The sequence below is a fragment of the Flavitalea flava genome (genome assembly GCF_054461575.1).
Map to the genome: position 1 here is coordinate 375,715 of NZ_JBTLQH010000001.1, position 19,041 is coordinate 394,755.

10 protein-coding genes are annotated in these 19,041 nt (G+C 48.4%); 7 read left to right on the plus strand and 3 right to left on the minus strand.

What is annotated here, in order from left to right:
• Positions 1-31 precede the first annotated feature (31 nt).
• Together ACX0G9_RS01350 and ACX0G9_RS01355 are read right to left on the minus strand one after the other, a co-directional pair.
• Positions 32-8,767, minus strand: coding sequence for a GH36-type glycosyl hydrolase domain-containing protein (locus ACX0G9_RS01350; protein WP_459063038.1), 8,736 nt, complete (start codon positions 8,765-8,767; stop codon positions 32-34).
• A 162-nt stretch (positions 8,768-8,929) separates the two neighbouring features.
• Complete coding sequence (locus ACX0G9_RS01355) at positions 8,930-9,298, minus strand: DUF1801 domain-containing protein (RefSeq protein ID WP_459063039.1); 369 nt, start codon at positions 9,296-9,298, stop codon at positions 8,930-8,932.
• A 170-nt stretch (positions 9,299-9,468) separates the two neighbouring features.
• On the opposite strand from ACX0G9_RS01355, the gene ACX0G9_RS01360 reads away from it, so the two are divergent.
• The 7 genes from ACX0G9_RS01360 to ACX0G9_RS01390 all read left to right on the plus strand — a co-directional run bounded on the left by ACX0G9_RS01360 (position 9,469) and on the right by ACX0G9_RS01390 (position 17,959).
• On the plus strand, positions 9,469-9,879 hold the full coding sequence (locus tag ACX0G9_RS01360; RefSeq protein WP_459063040.1) for a response regulator: 411 nt from the start codon (positions 9,469-9,471) through the stop codon (positions 9,877-9,879).
• Positions 9,880-9,990: 111 nt separating this feature from the next.
• Positions 9,991-11,448: a Gfo/Idh/MocA family protein gene (locus ACX0G9_RS01365; protein ID WP_459063041.1), complete on the plus strand. Its 1,458-nt coding sequence runs from the start codon at positions 9,991-9,993 to the stop codon at positions 11,446-11,448.
• 62 nt (positions 11,449-11,510) lie between these two features.
• Positions 11,511-13,643: an outer membrane protein assembly factor BamB family protein gene (locus ACX0G9_RS01370; RefSeq protein WP_459063042.1), complete on the plus strand. Its 2,133-nt coding sequence runs from the start codon at positions 11,511-11,513 to the stop codon at positions 13,641-13,643.
• A gap of 19 nt (positions 13,644-13,662) precedes the next feature.
• Positions 13,663-14,643, plus strand: coding sequence for a D-2-hydroxyacid dehydrogenase (locus ACX0G9_RS01375; protein WP_459063043.1), 981 nt, complete (start codon positions 13,663-13,665; stop codon positions 14,641-14,643).
• A 229-nt stretch (positions 14,644-14,872) separates the two neighbouring features.
• Positions 14,873-15,817: a polysaccharide deacetylase family protein gene (locus ACX0G9_RS01380; protein ID WP_459063044.1), complete on the plus strand. Its 945-nt coding sequence runs from the start codon at positions 14,873-14,875 to the stop codon at positions 15,815-15,817.
• A gap of 136 nt (positions 15,818-15,953) precedes the next feature.
• A complete protein-coding gene (locus ACX0G9_RS01385; protein WP_459063045.1) occupies positions 15,954-16,862 on the plus strand; it encodes a helix-turn-helix domain-containing protein in 909 nt (302 codons plus the stop codon).
• Between the two features lie 98 nt (positions 16,863-16,960).
• Complete coding sequence (locus tag ACX0G9_RS01390; protein ID WP_459063046.1) at positions 16,961-17,959, plus strand: aldo/keto reductase; 999 nt, start codon at positions 16,961-16,963, stop codon at positions 17,957-17,959.
• A gap of 11 nt (positions 17,960-17,970) precedes the next feature.
• Here the strand turns inward: ACX0G9_RS01390 and ACX0G9_RS01395 are convergent, their stop codons facing one another.
• Entirely contained in the window at positions 17,971-19,014 is a 1,044-nt protein-coding gene (locus tag ACX0G9_RS01395) for a nucleoid-associated protein (protein ID WP_459063047.1), read from the minus strand.
• Between the last annotated feature and the right edge of the window lie 27 nt (positions 19,015-19,041).

The window sequence follows — 19,041 nt, forward strand, 5'->3', positions numbered from 1 at the left end:
GGATTCGGTTACCTGGTTTTATCCGGAATAGTTACTCCTTTACCGGCAATAATAATTTCTGTCCTTCTGCTACGGCCATCCTGGTGATTGTTATTTCAATCGTATGCTCGAGACGGTCGTCGGAGAGAGGTACGCTGCTGCCGGTTTGTCTGACTCCATCCAGGGAAAGGATGTTTTCCGTTGCATCTTCCTTTTGTATGAATGTAATATGATAGGTTGTTTCCTTAAAACGATAATGAAGACTGAAAGAAACCCAGGCGGCAGGGATGCAGGGAACAAAACGAAGGTTGTTCCCCTCCTTCACGATCCCCAATATCGACTCCGAAATAAGCTGGTACATCCATCCTGCGGATCCCGTATACCAGGTCCATCCACCGCGACCTTTGTGGAGCGCTATGGAATAGACGTCCGCTGCGGCGACATAAGGTTCCACTTTATAGGTGGCGATCTTTTCCGGAGTGCTGCCATGATTTACCGGGTTGATCATATTGAATAGTTCCCAGGTCCGTTTGCTATCCTTTTGGGCGGCGAATGCCATAGTCAGCCATATGGCCGCATGTGTATACTGACCGCCGTTTTCTCTTACGCCGGGTACATAACCTTTGATATAGCCCGGATCGAGGGCTGATTTGTCAAATGGGGGATCGAGCAACTGAATGATTGAATTTTCCCGTCGGACCAGGTATTTATCTGCGGATTCCATGCCCATCCCGGAGTGCTCAGGAGTTCCGGCGCCGGATAGAACGGACCAGCTTTGGGAAATGGAATCGATCCTGCATTCTTCGTTCCCGGAAGAGCCCAGGGGTGTTCCATCGTCAAAATAGGCCCTGCGGTACCAATGCCCGTCCCATCCATGTTTTTCAATATTTGCGCTTAATTGCGCCGCTTCTTTCCGGCATTCTTCTTCAAAAGCGACATCATTGCGGAGATGAGCGATCTCGCTGAACCGCATGAGTACAGAATACAGGAAAAAACCGAGCCATATGCTTTCCCCTTTACCATGAATGCCCACCTTGTCCATGCCATCGTTCCAGTCGCCGGAGCCCATGAGGGGCAGCCCGTGTTCGCCATAACGAAGCCCGTGGCGGATGGCCCGTATACAATGGTCATACAGGCTGGAAGATTGATCAAAGCGGCCGGGCAGATCATAATAGGATTCCTCTTCCGGATTCAATGGACGCCCTTCAAGAAAAGAAACGGGTTGATCGAGCACGCTGATGTCACCGGTATGATGCACATAACGACCTGTTACAAAGGGCAGCCAGAGATAGTCATCCGAGCAACGGGTACGCACACCTCTTCCTGTCGGTGGGTGCCACCAATGTTGTACATCCCCTTCCTTGAACTGGCGCGACGCACAAAGCAACAGATGTTCGCGGACCAACTCCGGAGCGGTATGCAGCATGGCCAGCATGTCCTGTAACTGGTCGCGGAATCCGAAAGCTCCGCCCGATTGGTAAAATCCGCTGCGGCCTCTGATCCGGCAAGCCAGGGTCTGGTAAAGCAGCCATCCGTTAGCCAGAAGATTCAGAGCCGGATCCGGAGATTCCACTTGCAGGGCGCCAAGGGTTTTTTGCCAAAACTGGTTCACTTTGTCCATGGCCTGGGCGGCTGCGGCGCTACCTCTGAATTGGCTGACACGGTTGCTGGCTTCCTGGGGATTCCTGGCAGCTCCCAGTAAAAAAATAATTTCTTTCTCTCCCTCTTCAGGTAGTTCTATACTTACCTGTAAGGCCCCGCATGGATCGAGTGCGGCTCCGGTTCTTCCGGAGAGACGAACCCGGGAAAGGGCATCAGGGCTGCGAAGGCTTCCGTTGCGTCCTATGAATTCGGAACGATCCGCAGTAAAAGTGCGTGTGGCTTCATTAACGTCGAAGTAACACACACGTCCTGCAAATTCTATATTATACGGATTCCTGGCAAACAGGGCTCCGGTGGCAGGATCGATCTCGGTAACGACATGCATGGCGGATTTGGGACGCAGGTCTCCCAATACCCATTCCACATAGCCTGTCAGGGAAAGTTTGCGTTCCCTGCCGGATTTATTGCGGATCTTAATGACCGTGAATTTTACGGCAGCCTCCACATCGACGTAAACTTTCATTTCTGAGCGGATGCCATCTTCCGAGTAATCAAATGCGGTGTATCCGAATCCATGGCGGGTCGTATAAGAAGATTTGCCTCTGGCAGGAAGTGGTGCGGGTGACCAGATGATGCTGCTTTCTTCGTCCCTGATGTAAAAGGCTTCTCCGGCAGGATCGCTGACAGGATCGTTATTCCAGGGTGTCAGGCGAAACTCGTGCGCATTTTCCAACCAGGTATAGGATTGGCCGCTCTCTGAAATCACCGTTCCGAAATTCGCATTGGCCAGTACATTGATCCACGGAGCAGGTGTTACCTTTCCTCTCGAGGTCGTAATTACATATTCTTTTCCGTCGGCGGAAAATCCTCCCAGCCCGTTGAAGAACTGCAGACCGGCATTGCCGGGTAAAGCTGCGGGCGTTTCAATCTGCGGGAAATAGGGTTGTTTGGGTATAAGGCGGGGAATAATGGGTTTGACCATATTCCGTTTATTGACCTGGTAGGCCAGCGTGCCCTTGGTATCCGAGATCACGATACGGGCTACCGTTTGAAGTAAGATGCGGTCCTCTCCGGAGATCTGATCAGATATTCTGACAAAAATGCCGCCGGGGCGATCTGCAATATCCGTTTCAATACCGGCGCTGATCAGGCCCAATAACTGGCTTTGCAGCAACTGCCGGTAACCGCCGTGATCTTCATTCCAGATAACGAGGTCTACGATCAGCCCTTTCAGCCGCCAATAGGCATGGGCATAAACCATTTGTTTGACCAGGTCGATATTGGCCGGATCTTCAATCTGGACCAGTACGATGGGCAGATCCCCGGAGATCGAATAACTCCAAAGACCGGATTGACCCCTGTGATTCTTGATGAGGATGGCAGGATCTGCCCGGAGCAGGGAATTACCGTAAATAACGGAGCTGGCTAACCGACCATAGAGTTGGGCATCGGCTTCCGAGGCATTTATCTGCCGGAGTACTACCTGGCTATGGGTCCAGGCCAGTTCAAAGGCACGGTCGGTAAGGTGGCGGTCCTGATATTTTTCAATCAGCCCCATACTGATCTCACGGGTTTCTCCCATTCCGAAGACCATATCGACGGTGATGGATTCCATGGGATTAAGTGTGATGCGGTATCTTATGGCGACGACAGGATCCAGCACAGGACCCTGTGTGCCTGACAGGGACGGCTGATTCATGCATTGCGGGTCGGCGATGGTATTTCCCCGTCCGATGAATTGCAGGCGATCCGTTTCATAAGACACCTCTTTGATATCCGATCCATGCGCCTTCATCAGGTGGAACATCCAGGGACTTGGATCGTTTGCGGAACGGGGCCTGCGGGTGCAAAGGATCGCGTTCCGGTCCTGCAGGATCTCGGTCTCTACAAAAAGATTGCTGAAGGCTGGGTGGAGGGCATCGGCGATGCCGGACGTAAGTACCACCTCCGCATAACTGGTAACTTCGATAGACCTCCGTTTCCGGGAACGGTTCGTCAGATGTATCCTTCTCATCTCGATATCATCTTCCGGTGAAACGACGATCTCGGTATGGGTTTCGATATCATTGTCCCGGCGGCGGAATTCGGCCCGCCCCTGTGAAAATACTGCTTCATAACTCTTAGCCGCCCTAAGGGTAGGCTGATGACCGGCTGACCAGTAACCTCCATTTTCAAGGTCCCGTATATAACAGAAATTTCCCCAGTTGTCACAGGTTGAATCCTCCCGCCAACGGGTAACGGACATATCTTTCCAACGGCTGTATCCGCCCCCCGCATGAGTTACCATTACATGATATCTGCCATTCGATAATAACTGCACTTCCGGCGAAGGGGTATCGGGTGTGTTGATGACCCTCATAGCCGTATCTGTTGAGGCTACCGTGGTATCTGGGATATCTTCAGGCGGCGAAAAGAAGCCTGTCGCTTTGGGAATCCTTTCCTGGAGTAATAATAGGGTTGCCTGGAAAGAAAGCTCCGATCCGAATCGTTTTTGCATGGGTTTATCCAGCAGGAGATGGGCCAGGGAAAGCAGGCTCATTCCCTGGTGGTGAACCATAAAGGAGCGGATCAGCACGTTTGTTTGTCCCCTGGGCAAACGGGATGGGGTATAATCGATAGCCTCATAAAAACCATACTTTCCTTCATACCCTTCCTCCGATAATTGTTCCAGGTTTTCGCAGGCTTTTTCCGGGGCAACCATCAGGGCCATTACCGTGGCATAGGGAGCGATCACCAGATCTTCTGCCAGTCCTCTTTTTAAACCCAGCCCCGGTACACCGAATGCACGGTACTGGTAATTCAGATGGGCATCCACCATATTATATCCTGATTCAGATATTCCCCAGGATACGTTACGGAGATTTCCATATTCAATCTGTCTTTGTACCATGGCCTTATTGGTCTGGTCCAGGAGAGTACTTTCATATTCAGGCATAACCAGCAGGGGCATGAGGTATTCGAACATGGATCCGCTCCAGGAAATGAGAATGGAGGCGCCTCCCACATTCGTAAGTTGCCTTCCAAGGGCAAACCAGGCTTCCTGCGGTAATTTACCTTCCGCGATGGCAACGAAGATTCCCAGCCTGGCTTCTGACGCCAGGAGGTCATAGAATCCGCCATCCCGCCGGTTTTCGTCCACATTGTAACCAATGGTCAGTAATTTCTGGGCCTTGTCGTAGAGGAAATCATATTCCGTATCCGCACAGCCAAGACATTGGGACCCCATCTGATCGAGGATCTGTATTTGTTCCCTGGCGATCCGTTTGGCTCGCGTAAGGGTTTCTTTCAGACGGTTTAGCCATTCCTTTTCCTCAGCGGATGTTGCGAGGGTCAAATGATTGTCGATCTCAGGGGACCAGGCCGCTTCGACTCCTTCCAGCTCCCGCAGATTGGGGATACCCTCAGGAAGCACGATGGTGGTTAATCCGGGAGGGGGAGACGGTAATAATAACCAGGGGGCCAGCAGATAAAGATCCTCCGAATGGTCCTGAATCTGACGGGTAAGCGCTTCTGCCCACCGGTAGCCTTCCGTGTCGCGATCCATATCGGGACCGGAAAGGATCCGGGTAGAAGAAACAGCCAGTTGCTCCAATAAGGTTTTAACCGCAGTTAAACCGGCAGGGGGCAGTTCCAGAAAGTCGGCAAGCTCTTTTTTAAAAGCCCGGACCAACGTTTTGTCTTTTACTTCTTTTTCCAGGAGTCCGGCAGTATCCTGCAAACCTTCCAGGAATTTAGTTCTCCATATTTTTTGATCCGTCAGGGTAAGAATCCCCTGACGGAGCGTGATCAGGTGCCCGGCAAGATTGCCGCTGTCGACAGTCGAAATATATCGCGGAGGGAGCGGTAACAAACTGACCGTGTCATACCAGTTATAAAAATGCCCGCGAAAACGTTCCAGTTTCTGCATCGTATTAAGGGACTGGATAGTCCGCTGGCTGAATTGCCGGATAGTTATATAACCAAAATCCCAGGCAGCCAGATTGGCCAGCAGGGAAAGACCCATATTGGTTGGGGAAGTGCGGTGTGCTGTCACTTCCACGGGATGTTCCTGGTAATTGTCGGGTGGAAGCCAGTTATCCTCCTGACCTACGAAGGTCTGGAAGAAGGACCATGTTTTACGGGCCAATTGCCGGAGAAAAAGGATCTGTTCGGTTTTAAGGTCGGCCGTAGGGGATTCAAGTGGCCGGCTAAACCACCAGGCGATGAAAGGGGCGGCGATCCAGAGACCCAGTAAAATAAACGTGGTGATCACATTTATCGGGGATACGATGATCAGATAAAGCAGGACGCATACCCCTATGAAAGGCCCTATCCACATAGTACGGAAAGTGGAAGACAGGTTCTCTGGCCCTCCGTTCCCTGAATTGCGGGAAGGATTCCATTCCAGTAATTTTTTATGACTGACGATCATTCGCCAGTTGGTGCGTATGATAGCGTCCAGGGTATAAAAAGCCTCATACGGAAGACAGATGATGGTAAAAGCGACCTGGACGAGATAATTGGTAATGGAATCGATGGAATCTTCGATATGCTGCTGTAGAGATATTTCTTTTGGTTTGTTTAGTATATTCCAAACGGTAATGATCAGGGGCGGCAGGATGATGAGCAGGATGACCGATACTGTCCAGAATAATTCATCGTGCAATATTGTCCACCCTAATAATAGCAGCAGAATCAGGGAAGGGGCCACCATGCTCCGGCGAAGGTTGTCAAAGATCTTCCACCGGGAAAAACCGGTGAGCGGGTTTTTGCGAAGATGCCTTTTTTCGTTGGGTACAAAAGGGAGGAACCAGGTACCGATCTGCCAATCTCCGCGGATCCAGCGATGGCGGCGTTTAACATCGGCGCTGTAACGCGAAGGATATTCTTCATATAACTGAACGTCGCTCAGCAATCCTGAACGGAGATAACATCCTTCCAGCAGATCGTGGCTCAGGATTCTGTTTTCCGGGAACCGTCCGTTCAGACCTTTGGCAAATATATCTACTTCATAAATTCCTTTGCCGATGAAAGAACCTTCTCCAAAGAGATCCTGGTATACATCCGAACTGGCCAGCGTATAGGGATCGATACCCAGGTCATTGCCATGAAGACGGGCATAGCGGGAACGGCTGGATCCGGTAAGGCTCGTGTCTACCCTGGGTTGCAGAATTCCGTATCCTTCGGTTACCCGTTGTTCCTTTTCATTATAGAGAGCCCTGTTCAACGGATGGGCCATGGCCGCGACGATTTTCCAGGCTGCATCCCTTGGCAGTTGTGTGTCGGTATCCAGCGTTATGACATATTTGATGGCGCGAAATAAGGAGTCGTCGCCAACGATCAGGGTGAACCGGTCTTTCCCTTCGCCCCGCAATAAACTGTTTAATTCGGTGAGTTTACCCCGCTTACGTTCGTAACCCATCCAGATCTTATCCTGTGCATTCCAACGACGTGGGCGATGAAAAAGAAAAAAAATGGTATTTCCGGTACTTCCATATTTATTATTCAGGGTCTCTACTTTCTCTCTCGCAAAGTCCAGGAGGGGTTCATCTTCCGGAAGGGTTTCCTGGGAGGCATCTGCAAAATCGGTCAGGAGTCCAAAATGTAATTTTTCATCTCTGTTGGCAAGGAAACGGACTTCCAGGTCTTCCAGCAATTCTTCCAGTTCAGTTTCCTTATTGAACATCGTAGGGACAATAACCAGGGTCCTGCACTGCGGAGGTAACCCTTTTGAAAAGTCCATTCTTGGAAGGAGTCTGGGTTGGATCAGAAAGGTGATCATCCAATTGACAAGGGTCACTGCCAGCTGGCTGGCGCAAATGATAGATAAAAGGCTGACCAATACCAGCAAGGGCCTCGGTATTCCATGTGCATGTGTCCTGGTAAAAAAGCCAAAGGCGATAACCAGTGTAGTGAATGTAATGGCAAATGCGTAGAAGAAAAGAGGAAAATGCCGGACCATCTTTTCCAGGCGGTCCTTATACGGACGTTTCATCTTTGCTTCTTTTTCCGTCCTCCGGAGCCCTTTGCCAACCAGATAAAAACCAACATGAGCCGTCCTGTCCTCTTCTCCGTTACGGAGGGCGGCTTCTTTTGCCAGACGAATGGCAAGACCTGCAGTCTCCAGTTCTGATAAAGCGCCAAATCGGGCAATTTTTTCCACAACATGGCGATAATGATCCCGGGTAGTAAAATCCATTCCGGAATAGGTCTGCCCGATATCTTCCCGGAGCTTTTGTTCAACGATGCTTGTCGTTTCCACAAATTCACGCCAGTCCGTCGTTCCCAGGAAACGAAGACTGCCGATACTGTTGCTCATGGAAACCTGGTCGGCTGCCTGTTTAAAGAACTCGGCCTGAACCAGTTCATTGCTGGTCTGCCCGGTTTCGGATAAACGCTGTTCGATCCAGGTGAGCGGCAGGGCCAGGGCGGGTCCCCGCCCCTGTAACATCCGGGTAAGCTCCGCTACAAAGGAACTAACCATCGGAGGGTTTGATCTTGCCATGTCCGCAATGATCAGGATCAGGCTTTTAGGATCTTTTTCGGCTATCTCCGTCATTTGCTCGGCCCAGTGTTCTGCCAGATTCTGATTGATCCGGTCGATGGCGATCTGGGTAGCCAAACGGCGCAGATTTTCGATCAGGGCAAGCCGGAGCATGATCGGAATGGCCCATAACTCTCCCAGTTTGAGGGGAGTTATCGTCTGGTAGGCGTTAATAAAATGCTCAAGGCTTTGCAGGTCCACCCGTCCGTCGCTATGAGAGACGATCTCCACGGCGATATCGTATACGCGCGGCAAACCGGCGGATGGGCCGTTAGATAACTGAGGCAGATCTTCGCTATATCCCTTGGGCAAATGTTTTTTGCCGGTTCGGATCTGTTCCTGGATGAGATAAAAATTGTCAAGCAGCCACTCGCCGGCCGGTATGATCCGGTTGCTTTCTTTTAAAGCATCTGTCAGCAGATCGTGGACTTCCAGCAGGACTTCCTCATTATTGGCGAGGCGCTTCAGTAATTCATTGGGAGCCCGTCCCGAAACCAACTGGTGCCTTCCGGCCAGTGCAATACCATATTGGGCCATCTGATCGGCGCTGAACAGCTCGCTTCGGAGGGGAGGTTTCTCATTTACATATTTACGAAGGAGATTATCCCCCGGAAGGAATATTCTGAGATGAGATAACAGCTCTTGGATAGACGTATTTTTCACTAAAAAAGGGATTGAATGTAATAGGGTGTTCTGACCCTTAATCTAATCGTGTGCCATGTTTTTCCCTTTGCAAATCATGCACTTACAAAAAACTTACGAAGAGGGGTATTATTAAAGGATTCCGGCCTTATCCGGTAAGGAATTACGGTAAATATAAGGAAATTAAACAGATATTTTGACAACCCCTGTGCTGTACAACTGAAGCGCTTCCTGTAAAATGTTTTTAAGGGTTGTTACAGGCAGATCCTCATTCGGATCGAAGAGCATGATTTTCATCCGCGAGCGTTTTTCCCTGATAAGGAATGGATGATCGAGATATTTTCCTTCAACCAGTCCGATATAAGGCTGATGATTTTTTTTATGAACCCATAAATAACAAAACATTTTTCCTTTGTAACAGAAAAAAGGCATCCCATATTTCAAGGTGGCTGAGATTTCCTTGTCCTGGGAAAGAATGATTCCCCGCAAAGCGAGCAAACAACCCTTCACCGGTTCGTCTTTTTTTAAATAAAAATCATCGGTTTGTTTCACCCTGGTAGTTTTTAGAAGGCGGCTGCCAGCCGATTTTCAGGCTTATTAATTATGTAATGTAAATAATTACCTTTAATTTGGTATCTGTTTGTTATCCCGGCTAAGGCATCCTTTTAGTAGCTCCCCTGTTTCAACCTGTACTGACAATTCTTAACGAAATTTGTTTAATTATGATCAGGATCTTACTGGCTGATGATTATACGATCATCAGGAAGGGCGTCAGGCAAATATTAACGGAGGAATATCCAACTGCACAAATCGAAGAAATAGAAGAGGGAGAGGAATGGCTGGAAAAAATAAAAAATACGGAATGGGATATGATCATATCCGATCTGCCTATGCCGGACAGGGGCGGTCTGGATACCTTACGCAGGATCCGGCGGAGTTTCCCCGCCATCTCCATATTGATCCTCAGTCTTTATCCAAAAGAAAATTATGCGGTCAGGGCTTTGAAAGCAGGTGCTTCCGGATACTTGTGTAAAGACGCCGCCCCGGAGGAATTGATCACTGCGGTTAAAGAAGTATTGGCTGGAAAAAAACAGCTGACCATGCCATGGTCCGACTCCTTGCCTTTAAATTAAAATTCCATTAAGTATTACCTCCAATTACCTGCCGGTAAAAGAGTTGGATTGAAAAAAAACCTAATTTAGGAGGTCCCCGCTGAAAACCAAACCCAGGGGTATGATCTCTGTATGAAAAAGAAAGTAGCAACCAATGATTCCAGGCGTGATTTTCTAAGGAAAGGTTTACTGGCTGCCGCCGGTTTTTACATTGTACCCAGACATGTTCTGGGTGGGAAAGGCTTCATTGCTCCCAGCGATAAATTAGTCATTGCATCGGTTGGAGTTGGAGGTAAAGGAGAAAGCGATATCTCCGAATTTTATGAGAGCGGGAAAGCGGAAATCGCTGTATTATGCGATGTGGATGACAGAAGGGCGCTGAATACCCGTAAAAAATTCCCCAAAGCAAAATATTATAAAGATTACAGGGAGATGTTGGCCAGGGAGCATAAGTCCATCGATGCGGTTTCCGTATCGACTCCGGACCATCAGCATGCCGTAATAACGATGGCTGCTATGCAATTGGGCAAACACGTTTATGTGCAGAAACCCCTCACCCATGATATCTATGAAGCCCGTATGCTTACTCAGGCGGCTACCCGCTATAAAGTAGTGACACAAATGGGCAACCAGGGTGGTTCCGGGGACGGGGTCCGGCAACTGATCGATTGGTATCGGGCTGGTGTGATCGGGGATGTTACCGAAGTCTTTTGTTTTACTAACAGGCCAGTATGGCCGCAAGGGATTCCATGGCCGGATAAAAAGGCAGATATTCCCGCAGAACTGGATTGGAATCTGTGGCTGGGAACTGCACCTTATAAAGAATATGCAGATAACCTGATTCCTTTCAACTGGCGCGGTTGGTGGGATTATGGTACCGGCGCCCTGGGCGATATGGCCTGTCATATTGTTGCGCCTGCCTTCCAGGTACTTGAGCTGGGTTATCCTACGGAAGCTGAATGCAGCGTAGGATCCGTATATGTCGGTGAATTCAAACAAGGATATTTCCCGGAAAGCTGCCCCCCGTCCTCGCATATTACGCTGAAGTTCAAACAGAATGGCAGGCCGGATCTGAAATTACATTGGATGGATGGCGGCATTCAACCGGAAAGGCCCCAGGAACTTGGTCCCAATGAAATATTCGGGGACGGCGGCAACGGCGCCTATTTTATCGGTACGAAGGGTAAGATGATGTGTGGGACTTATGGGAAAAACCCTCAATTACTTCCAACCGCAAGAACGGCACAGACGGTTGTTCCTCAGACCATTGCCCGTGTTCCTGGAGGGGATGACGGGCATTACGCAGCCTGGGTGGAAGCCGCTATAGCAGGATATGGCTCGGATAAGGAAAAGAACCTCAGTTCGAATTTTAAGATAGCTGGTCCGCTTACCGAAACGGTATTGATGGGAAATCTTGCGATCCGGAGTTACGATGTCCGCAAACCAAAGGCAGACGGAAAAGGATTCGATTATCCCGGCCGGCATATAAAATTATTATGGGATGGCCCCAGTATGAAAGTGACCAATTTTGAGGAGGCCAATCAATTCGTGAAAAGGAACTATAGGGACGGATGGAGTCTGGGAGTGTAATTGAGCCGGATTTAACCACAGTAACTACATTTATAAAAAGGAGATTATTTAAAAATAAACTAATGAAACATTTCTGTTTCAGGGACGGCTGCTTTGTCTGTATTTTATTCCTGGCGGCCTGTTCTTCCCCGGTAGAGGAAAATCCTTCTGCGCATTATTCTTCTCTCACGGAGATAGATACCTCCAATGTGCAAAATTTGCAGATAGCCTGGACCTATCATACCGGTGATGCCGACACCGTGAATCACTCCCAAATCCAATGCAGACCGGTAATGGCGGATGGCGTCCTGTATGGAACGTCTCCCCGGCTGGTAGTGTTTGCACTTGATGCGGCAACCGGCAGGCAGAAATGGTCATTTAATCCCCAGGATTCCAATCAGAACAGGTCTTTTATGGATTTTATCCTGAATAATAACCGGGGAGTAACCTACTGGGCCGAAGGAGAAGATCGTCGTATTTTTTATACGGCCGGTCCTAAATTATATGCTTTGGATGCCAACACGGGTAAATTGATCCCTTCTTTTGGAAACGGAGGGAAAATTGATTTACATGACGGTTTGGGGCAGGATGTCCATGATCTGTATGTTGCAGCAACCTCTCCGGGTGTTGTATTTAAAAATCTGCTGATCATGGGAACACGGGTGTCGGAAGGTAGCGATGCCGCTCCTGGACATATACGGGCTTATGACCTCAGGACGGGTGAGCTTAAATGGATCTTTCATACCATTCCCCAACCCGGGGAATTTGGGTATGATACCTGGGAGGACCCCGTTGCCTGGCAGCATATCGGGGGCGCTAATTCCTGGTCCGGGTTCAGCCTGGACGAAAAAAGAGGAATGCTGTTCGCCCCGGTGGGGAGTGCATCTTTCGATTTTTATGGAGGACGGCGTAAGGGGCAGGGTCTTTTTGCCAATTGTCTGCTGGCTCTCGACGCGGCCACCGGGAAAAGGATCTGGCATTTTCAGCAGATACACCACGATACCTGGGACAGGGATCTTCCCACTCCGCCTGCGCTGGTAACCGTAATGCATGACGGCCGGCAGGTAGATGCGGTTGCACAAACGACCAAGACGGGATTTGTATTCCTGCTTGACAGGGAGACGGGAAAACCTCTTTTTCCGGTGGAAGAAGTACCGGTTCCCACTCATACCGATATAACAGGGGAGAAACTTTGGCCTACCCAACCTATCCCAAGCTTACCCAAACCCTTTGTCCGCCAAACCCTTGGAGTGGGTGACATCAACGACCTGATTTCCGATTCCTCCCAACAGGAACTAAAGAACAGGTTGAAAGGATATCACACGGGTAATATGTTCAACCCGATTTCTAAAGAAGGTACGGTAGTGCTGCCGGGGCTCGATGGGGGTGCTGAATGGGGAGGCCCTGCTTTTGACCCGGCTACGGGGATCTTATATGTCAATGCCAATGAGATGCCCTGGATCATAACCATGAAGGAACTGACACCAGGGACGGGCCAAAAACAGACTTTTCTGGAGGCGGGCCGGCAGCTCTATGCGCAGAACTGTTTAAGTTGTCATGGACCCGGGCGGAAAGGGAGCGGTAATTATCCCTCCTTACTGGGAGCCGGTAAAAAATACAATGAACAACAATTCGTTGAGCTCATCGGGACCGGCCGGAGAATGATGCCTGCCTTCAAACAATTATCCGGGGAGGAAAGGACTGCGCTTGCGTCCTTTCTCCTTGATAACAAAGCCCTGCAACAACGGGCTTTTACTGCCATCTCCAAACCGGTCGATACTTTCCGTAATCTGCCTTATACGATTACGGGATATAATAAATTCCTGAGCCGGGAAGGATATCCCGCTATCAAGCCGCCATGGGGTACATTAAATGCCATTAACCTGAATACGGGTGAAATTGAATGGAAGGTACCTCTGGGAGAATACCCGGAGTTTAAAAAAATAGGAGTGATCACCGGAACGGAGAACTATGGGGGAGCGGTAGTGACTGCCGGAGGGCTTGTTTTTATCGCTGCGACGAGTGACGGGAAGATAAGGGCTTTTTCTAAAAGGACCGGTAGGATGCTCTGGCAGGCTGATCTGCCCGATCCTGGGTTTGCCACGCCCTCTGTCTATTCGGTGAATGGCAAACAGTATATCGTCATTGCCTGCGGAGGAGGGAAATTAGGCACCCGGTCCGGAGATGCCTATGTGGCTTTTGCCTTAAAAAATTGAAACAGTTATCTTTGAGACTATGAAGATCATTATCACGGACGGGTATGCGCTAAATCCCGGAGACCTGAGCTGGAAATCTTTTGATGCATTGGGAGAAGTCATTTATTTTGACAGGACGCCGGTCGGCGAGGTCAGGGAACGTTGCCGCGAAGCAGATGTTATTATTACCAATAAGACGCCGCTGGATGAAAAAACGATAGATGGAGCTGTTAACCTGAAAGTGATTACAGTAGCTGCGACCGGTTATAATGTGGTGGATATCCAGGCGGCCCGCCGACGCGGCATACCCGTTTGTAATGTGCCGGAATATGGTACGGACTCTGTCGCTCAGCATACTTTTGCCTTATTATTGGAATTATCCAACCAGGTGGGCAGACATGCCCGAAGCGTAAGGGAGGGGAAGTGGCAGGGGGCGATCGACTGGTGTTTTGCGGAGACACCCCTCATGGAATTAAGAGGAAAGACGCTGGGACTCATTGGTTTCGGCCGGATTGCCCGGCAGGTATGCCGGATTGCCCAGGCTTTTGGGATGAATGTCCTTTATTATACCCGGTCCGGGAAACCTGCTCCCGCTTCTTTGGATCCGGCCATTCCTGCGACAGGGGCTAAACCCGTTTCCATGAAGGAGGTGTTTGAAAAAAGTGATTATATCTCCCTGCATTGTCCCTTAACACCTGAAAATCATTCCTTCATCAATACGGAGATCCTTTCACTCATGAAGCCTTCGGCATTTCTGATCAATACCGCCCGGGGACAATTGATCCGGGAAGCCGATCTGGCCGCTGCTTTACAAAGCGGGCTTTTGGCGGGAGCAGCGTTGGATGTCCTGGCCTCGGAACCTCCTCCTTCAGATCACCCCCTGATCTCCCTGGCTAATTGTTGGATTACACCCCATAATGCCTGGATGAGCTGGGAAGCCCGCCAGCGGATCATGCAAACAACGTTTGATAATGTCAGACAAGCGCTTTCCGGCACTCCTCAGCATGTGGTGAATGGATAGGGCATGATAGGGCAGGGCATTTTCACCAATGTTAATTTTTAATTTCAGGCAATCTTTGGTACGCTGAATCAGGAAAATCCCGGGAAAAAAGAATAAATTGTATACCCAGGTATTAGCTGATTTAAAGACAATGGCAGAATGCCTGTTTTTCCGTGAATGTTCTTTCATGATTCTTTGGACAACCAACATACCGAAGAAATAATTGAGAGAAAAGTAAGACTGGAAGTTGATGAGGAAAAATATACAAATACCTGTCTGGCCCCTTTTGCCTGTGGGGCTCCTGCTATTGTTTTTAATTACCGGCTGCGGACCCAAAAAAGAGGGACAAGAACCGGCAACGAACGCAGAAGAAAGTCTTGTATCCGGTCATCATCCGGCATTGCCTTTTTCTCCAAAGGATTCAGCCTTTCATTTTGATTCTGCAAAAAGATATATTTATCTGACATTCGACGATGCACCCCAACCTCCGGGAACGACTAATTGTGCCAATGTCTTTCGTAAACAGGGAATAAAAGCCACCTTCTTTCTTGTCGGTATGCATATGGAAATCGATCCTTTGCGGGTACGTATGGTAGACACCTTGCGAAAAAGTTACCCTGAATTTTTAATCGCCAATCATAGTTACTCCCATGCCTTCCGGAACAATTATAAAAAATATTATGCGCATCCTGCCAGCGCCGTTGAAGACCTGATGAAGGCCCAGGCGCTGCTGCAGATACCTGCGAGGATCATCCGGCTTCCGGGTAACAATGCCTGGGTCGGGGATGGAGAAAATAAAGGAACAGGATCAACGATGGCCGTGCGTAAAATGTTGGACTCGATGGGATATAAGGTTATCGGTTGGGATGTGGAATGGTCTCGTAAGGGAAATTCAACCCCCAAACAAAGTGCTGGTGATATGGTGAAAGAAGTCAATTCGAAATTTTCCAGTGAAACCACTAACCAGCCAAATACGATTGTTATTTTGGCACATGACCGGATGTTTGTCCGGCCGCAATATGTGGATTCATTGGCAAAATTTATTGTCCTCCTAAAAAGTGATTCCCGGAATGTATTTGAGACAATAGATCATTATCCCCTGGTTATGGGAAAGGAAATGATCAGGAAGGCTCCGGCCAGTGAGGTTCCAGGGATAAAAGATATACCTTCTTCAAAAGTATTGTCAGGGTTTTAGAAACAATCTCCAATTCTTTTTCTCCGCTGATTCCATATTTCGTTTTTAAATGAATCATCCCACCTTAAAGCCAATTATTTTGTGGCAGATAAGAAAAAAAGGAAGATAGAATATTTGAATTTTATAACTTTAGGATATGAAACAAGCAGAAACCCTTGAGGAGTTCTATCACCGCGTTCCGCAGGCAAATCCAGCGGGGCTGGGTTTACACAATGCAGGATTGGGGCATTTTAATGTGTTTCCCCGCAATGCCTGTCATCCGAACACGACCTATAGCCGCCGGGATTTTTATAAGGTTTCCCTGATCATTGGGACGGGCAAACTGCATTATGCCGATAAATGGATCTCTATCGACCGGCCTGCCCTGTTATTTTCCAATCCGGTAATTCCTTATTCCTGGGAAGCTGTTTCGGAAATTCAGGAAGGCTATTTTTGTTTATTTACAGAAGCGTTTGTTCACCCGGACGAAAAGAAGGCTACATTACAGGATTCCCCCCTATTTAAGATTGGCGGAAATCCCGTTTTTTTTATAGATGACAAACAACAACAAAAGATAAAAACTGTTTTCGAACAGATGCTGGATGAGCTGGAAACTCAGTATGTGCACAAATATGATCTCCTGCGGAATTATCTGCATTTGATCATTCATGAGGCGATGAAAATGCAGCCTGCGGTAAGTTTTGAGAAAAATACCCATGCTCCGGCCCGTATCACTTCTTTATTCCTGGAATTACTGGAAAGACAATTCCCGATCGATACACCCGAAAACGCCTTGCGGTTAAAAACCGCGAATGATTATGCCAAAAATTTGTCCGTCCACCCCAATCATCTCAACCGTTCCGTAAAGGAAATTACCGGTAAGACCACCACAGGAATAATCGCGGAAAGGATAACCAGGGAAGCACAGGCCTTGTTAAAACATACCGATTGGAATATCGCTGAGGTAGCTTATAGTCTGGGTTTCGAATACCCGGCCTATTTTACCAATTTTTTTAAAAAGCATACCGGGATCCCTCCCGGAGCAATACGGAACCCGGTTATTTGATTGATTACTGGTTGTTTGATTTTTATAAGGATCCGTTTGATTCGTGTAAACCGGAAATCCCGGATCGGTCTAATTTTGGTTTATAAAACTTATTGGATATGAAATACAGAAATTTAGGAAAAACAGATGAAAAATTGTCTGCCCTCGGGCTGGGCTGTATGGGAATGAGCTATGCCTACGGTCCAACTGATGATGAAGAGAGCATTGCTACCTTGCATAAAGCCCTTGACCTCGGAATTAATTTTTGGGATACGGCCGATATGTATGCCGATGGGAAAAATGAAGAACTGATCTCGAAAGTTTTGGTTCCGAATCGGGATAAAATTTTTATTGCGACCAAATTCGGGTTTCGTTTTAAAGGGGAGGCAGGGCCAAATATTTCTGCTGGTGTCTATATTGATTGCTCCCCGGCCTGGATAAAAAAGGCTGCTGAATTAAGTCTGAAAAGGCTGAAGATCGACACGATCGATCTTTATTATGCGCACAGGATCGATCCTTCGGTACCGGTTGAGGAAACGGTCGGGGCCATGGCAGAACTGGTAAAGGAAGGTAAGGTCCGCTATCTGGGCCTCAGTGAAGCTTCTGTGGCATCCATCCGTAAGGCGCATGCCGTACATCCGATAACTGCATTGCAAAGTGAATATTCGGTGATAACCAGGGATGTGGAAGGAGAGATCCTGGGTACGATCCGTGAATTGGGTATTTCTTTTGTACCCTATTCACCGCTGGCAAGGGGATTGGTTACCAATACACAAAGTGCAGATAACCTGACGGAAGGCGATTTTCGAAAAACATTACCCCGTTACCAGGAAGAATTTGCGGATAATAACCTGAAGCTGGTAAAAGGTTTTGCTGCCGTCGCTGCGGGTAAGAATTGTACGCCTGCCCAATTGGCATTGGCCTGGGTTCTTACACAAGGCGAAGATATTTTCCCTATCCCGGGTACTAAAAAAAGGAAATACCTGGAAGATAATGCCGGAGCTGTTGATGTAACCCTTGAAGCCGCAGATCTGAGGACCATTGATGAATTGATTGCCCGTTACCCCAATACAGGTGGACGTTACAGCGAAGCTTCCTTAAAAATGGTAAATCAATAATTCATGAATTATCAGGTTTCCTGATCGAAATAGATCTTATAAAAATGTTTCCGGAGGTCTTCGTCATAGCCTTTTTCGATCAGTTGTTTATCACCATGGATATAGATATGAAAGTTCTTATCCAGTTTAATGACGCTTTTGAAGACCCTTGCCTGTTGTTTAACGGCATGTGGTGAGATGCTGAATTCCGGGTTCGGTTCCAGTTCATGGGTCGTCCGGTATTGTTCATCGAATTTCCGGAAGGATTGAATGAAGTCATCGTGATGCAGCACTTCCGTTTCAAACTCATCTTTGGAGAAACTGTCATGGGTTTTAAAATAATCCATGGACCGGTTCAGTATATCGATCTGATCCGTTTTGGAAACCTCGAATTCACCGGGTAAGTGTTGCGTTACATAGTTTTTGGTGATCGTCAGAAATTCCTGGGTGTGCAGGAATTCATTTTGTTGGATCAGCACCCCCAGGAATTTATCCTTCCAATATTGCGCTTCCTCTCCCTTTCCGTTCCCATCGAAGATCAGGACTTCGAACCCTTTTTCTTTCTCCCGGTTAAGGATGAGGCAGCCTTTGTCGATCCTGGCCAGTTCGGCTCCCTCTTTCAGGGTGAAGGCCAACCCTTCCGAACTGGGGTCGATATCGGCAAACAAGGATTTGGTCTCCGCCTTAAAAAGCCCGATAGCGTCCATCCGGTCATCCTCGATCAGGATATCCTTAAAAAAGGCGATATATAACTCTCCCGGTTTGATCTTTGGGTGCAGGGCCGACTCGTACAGATGCGAGGCCATACGCTGGGTCTGCTCATGAAAAATTTCAGGATCTTCGAAAGCCTTGTTCGAAAAATTATAAACCTCATTGAATTCCAGCGAGGATGGATGATGGAACGAGTAGCGTTCAAATTCTTTTTGGAAACGGTTCAGCAGGAGCGGGGTTATCTTTTCCCGGCTTTCAGGGTCCAGCCCCTGTTCCTGTTTGGACAGCAGCAAGGCTTGTCCGTTTTGTTTGTTGCCGGTAAAATGAATGGCCAGCCTGGTCAGGGAAGATTCTGTAAAATTCATTGGAAAATGAAAAATTGAAAAGCGCAA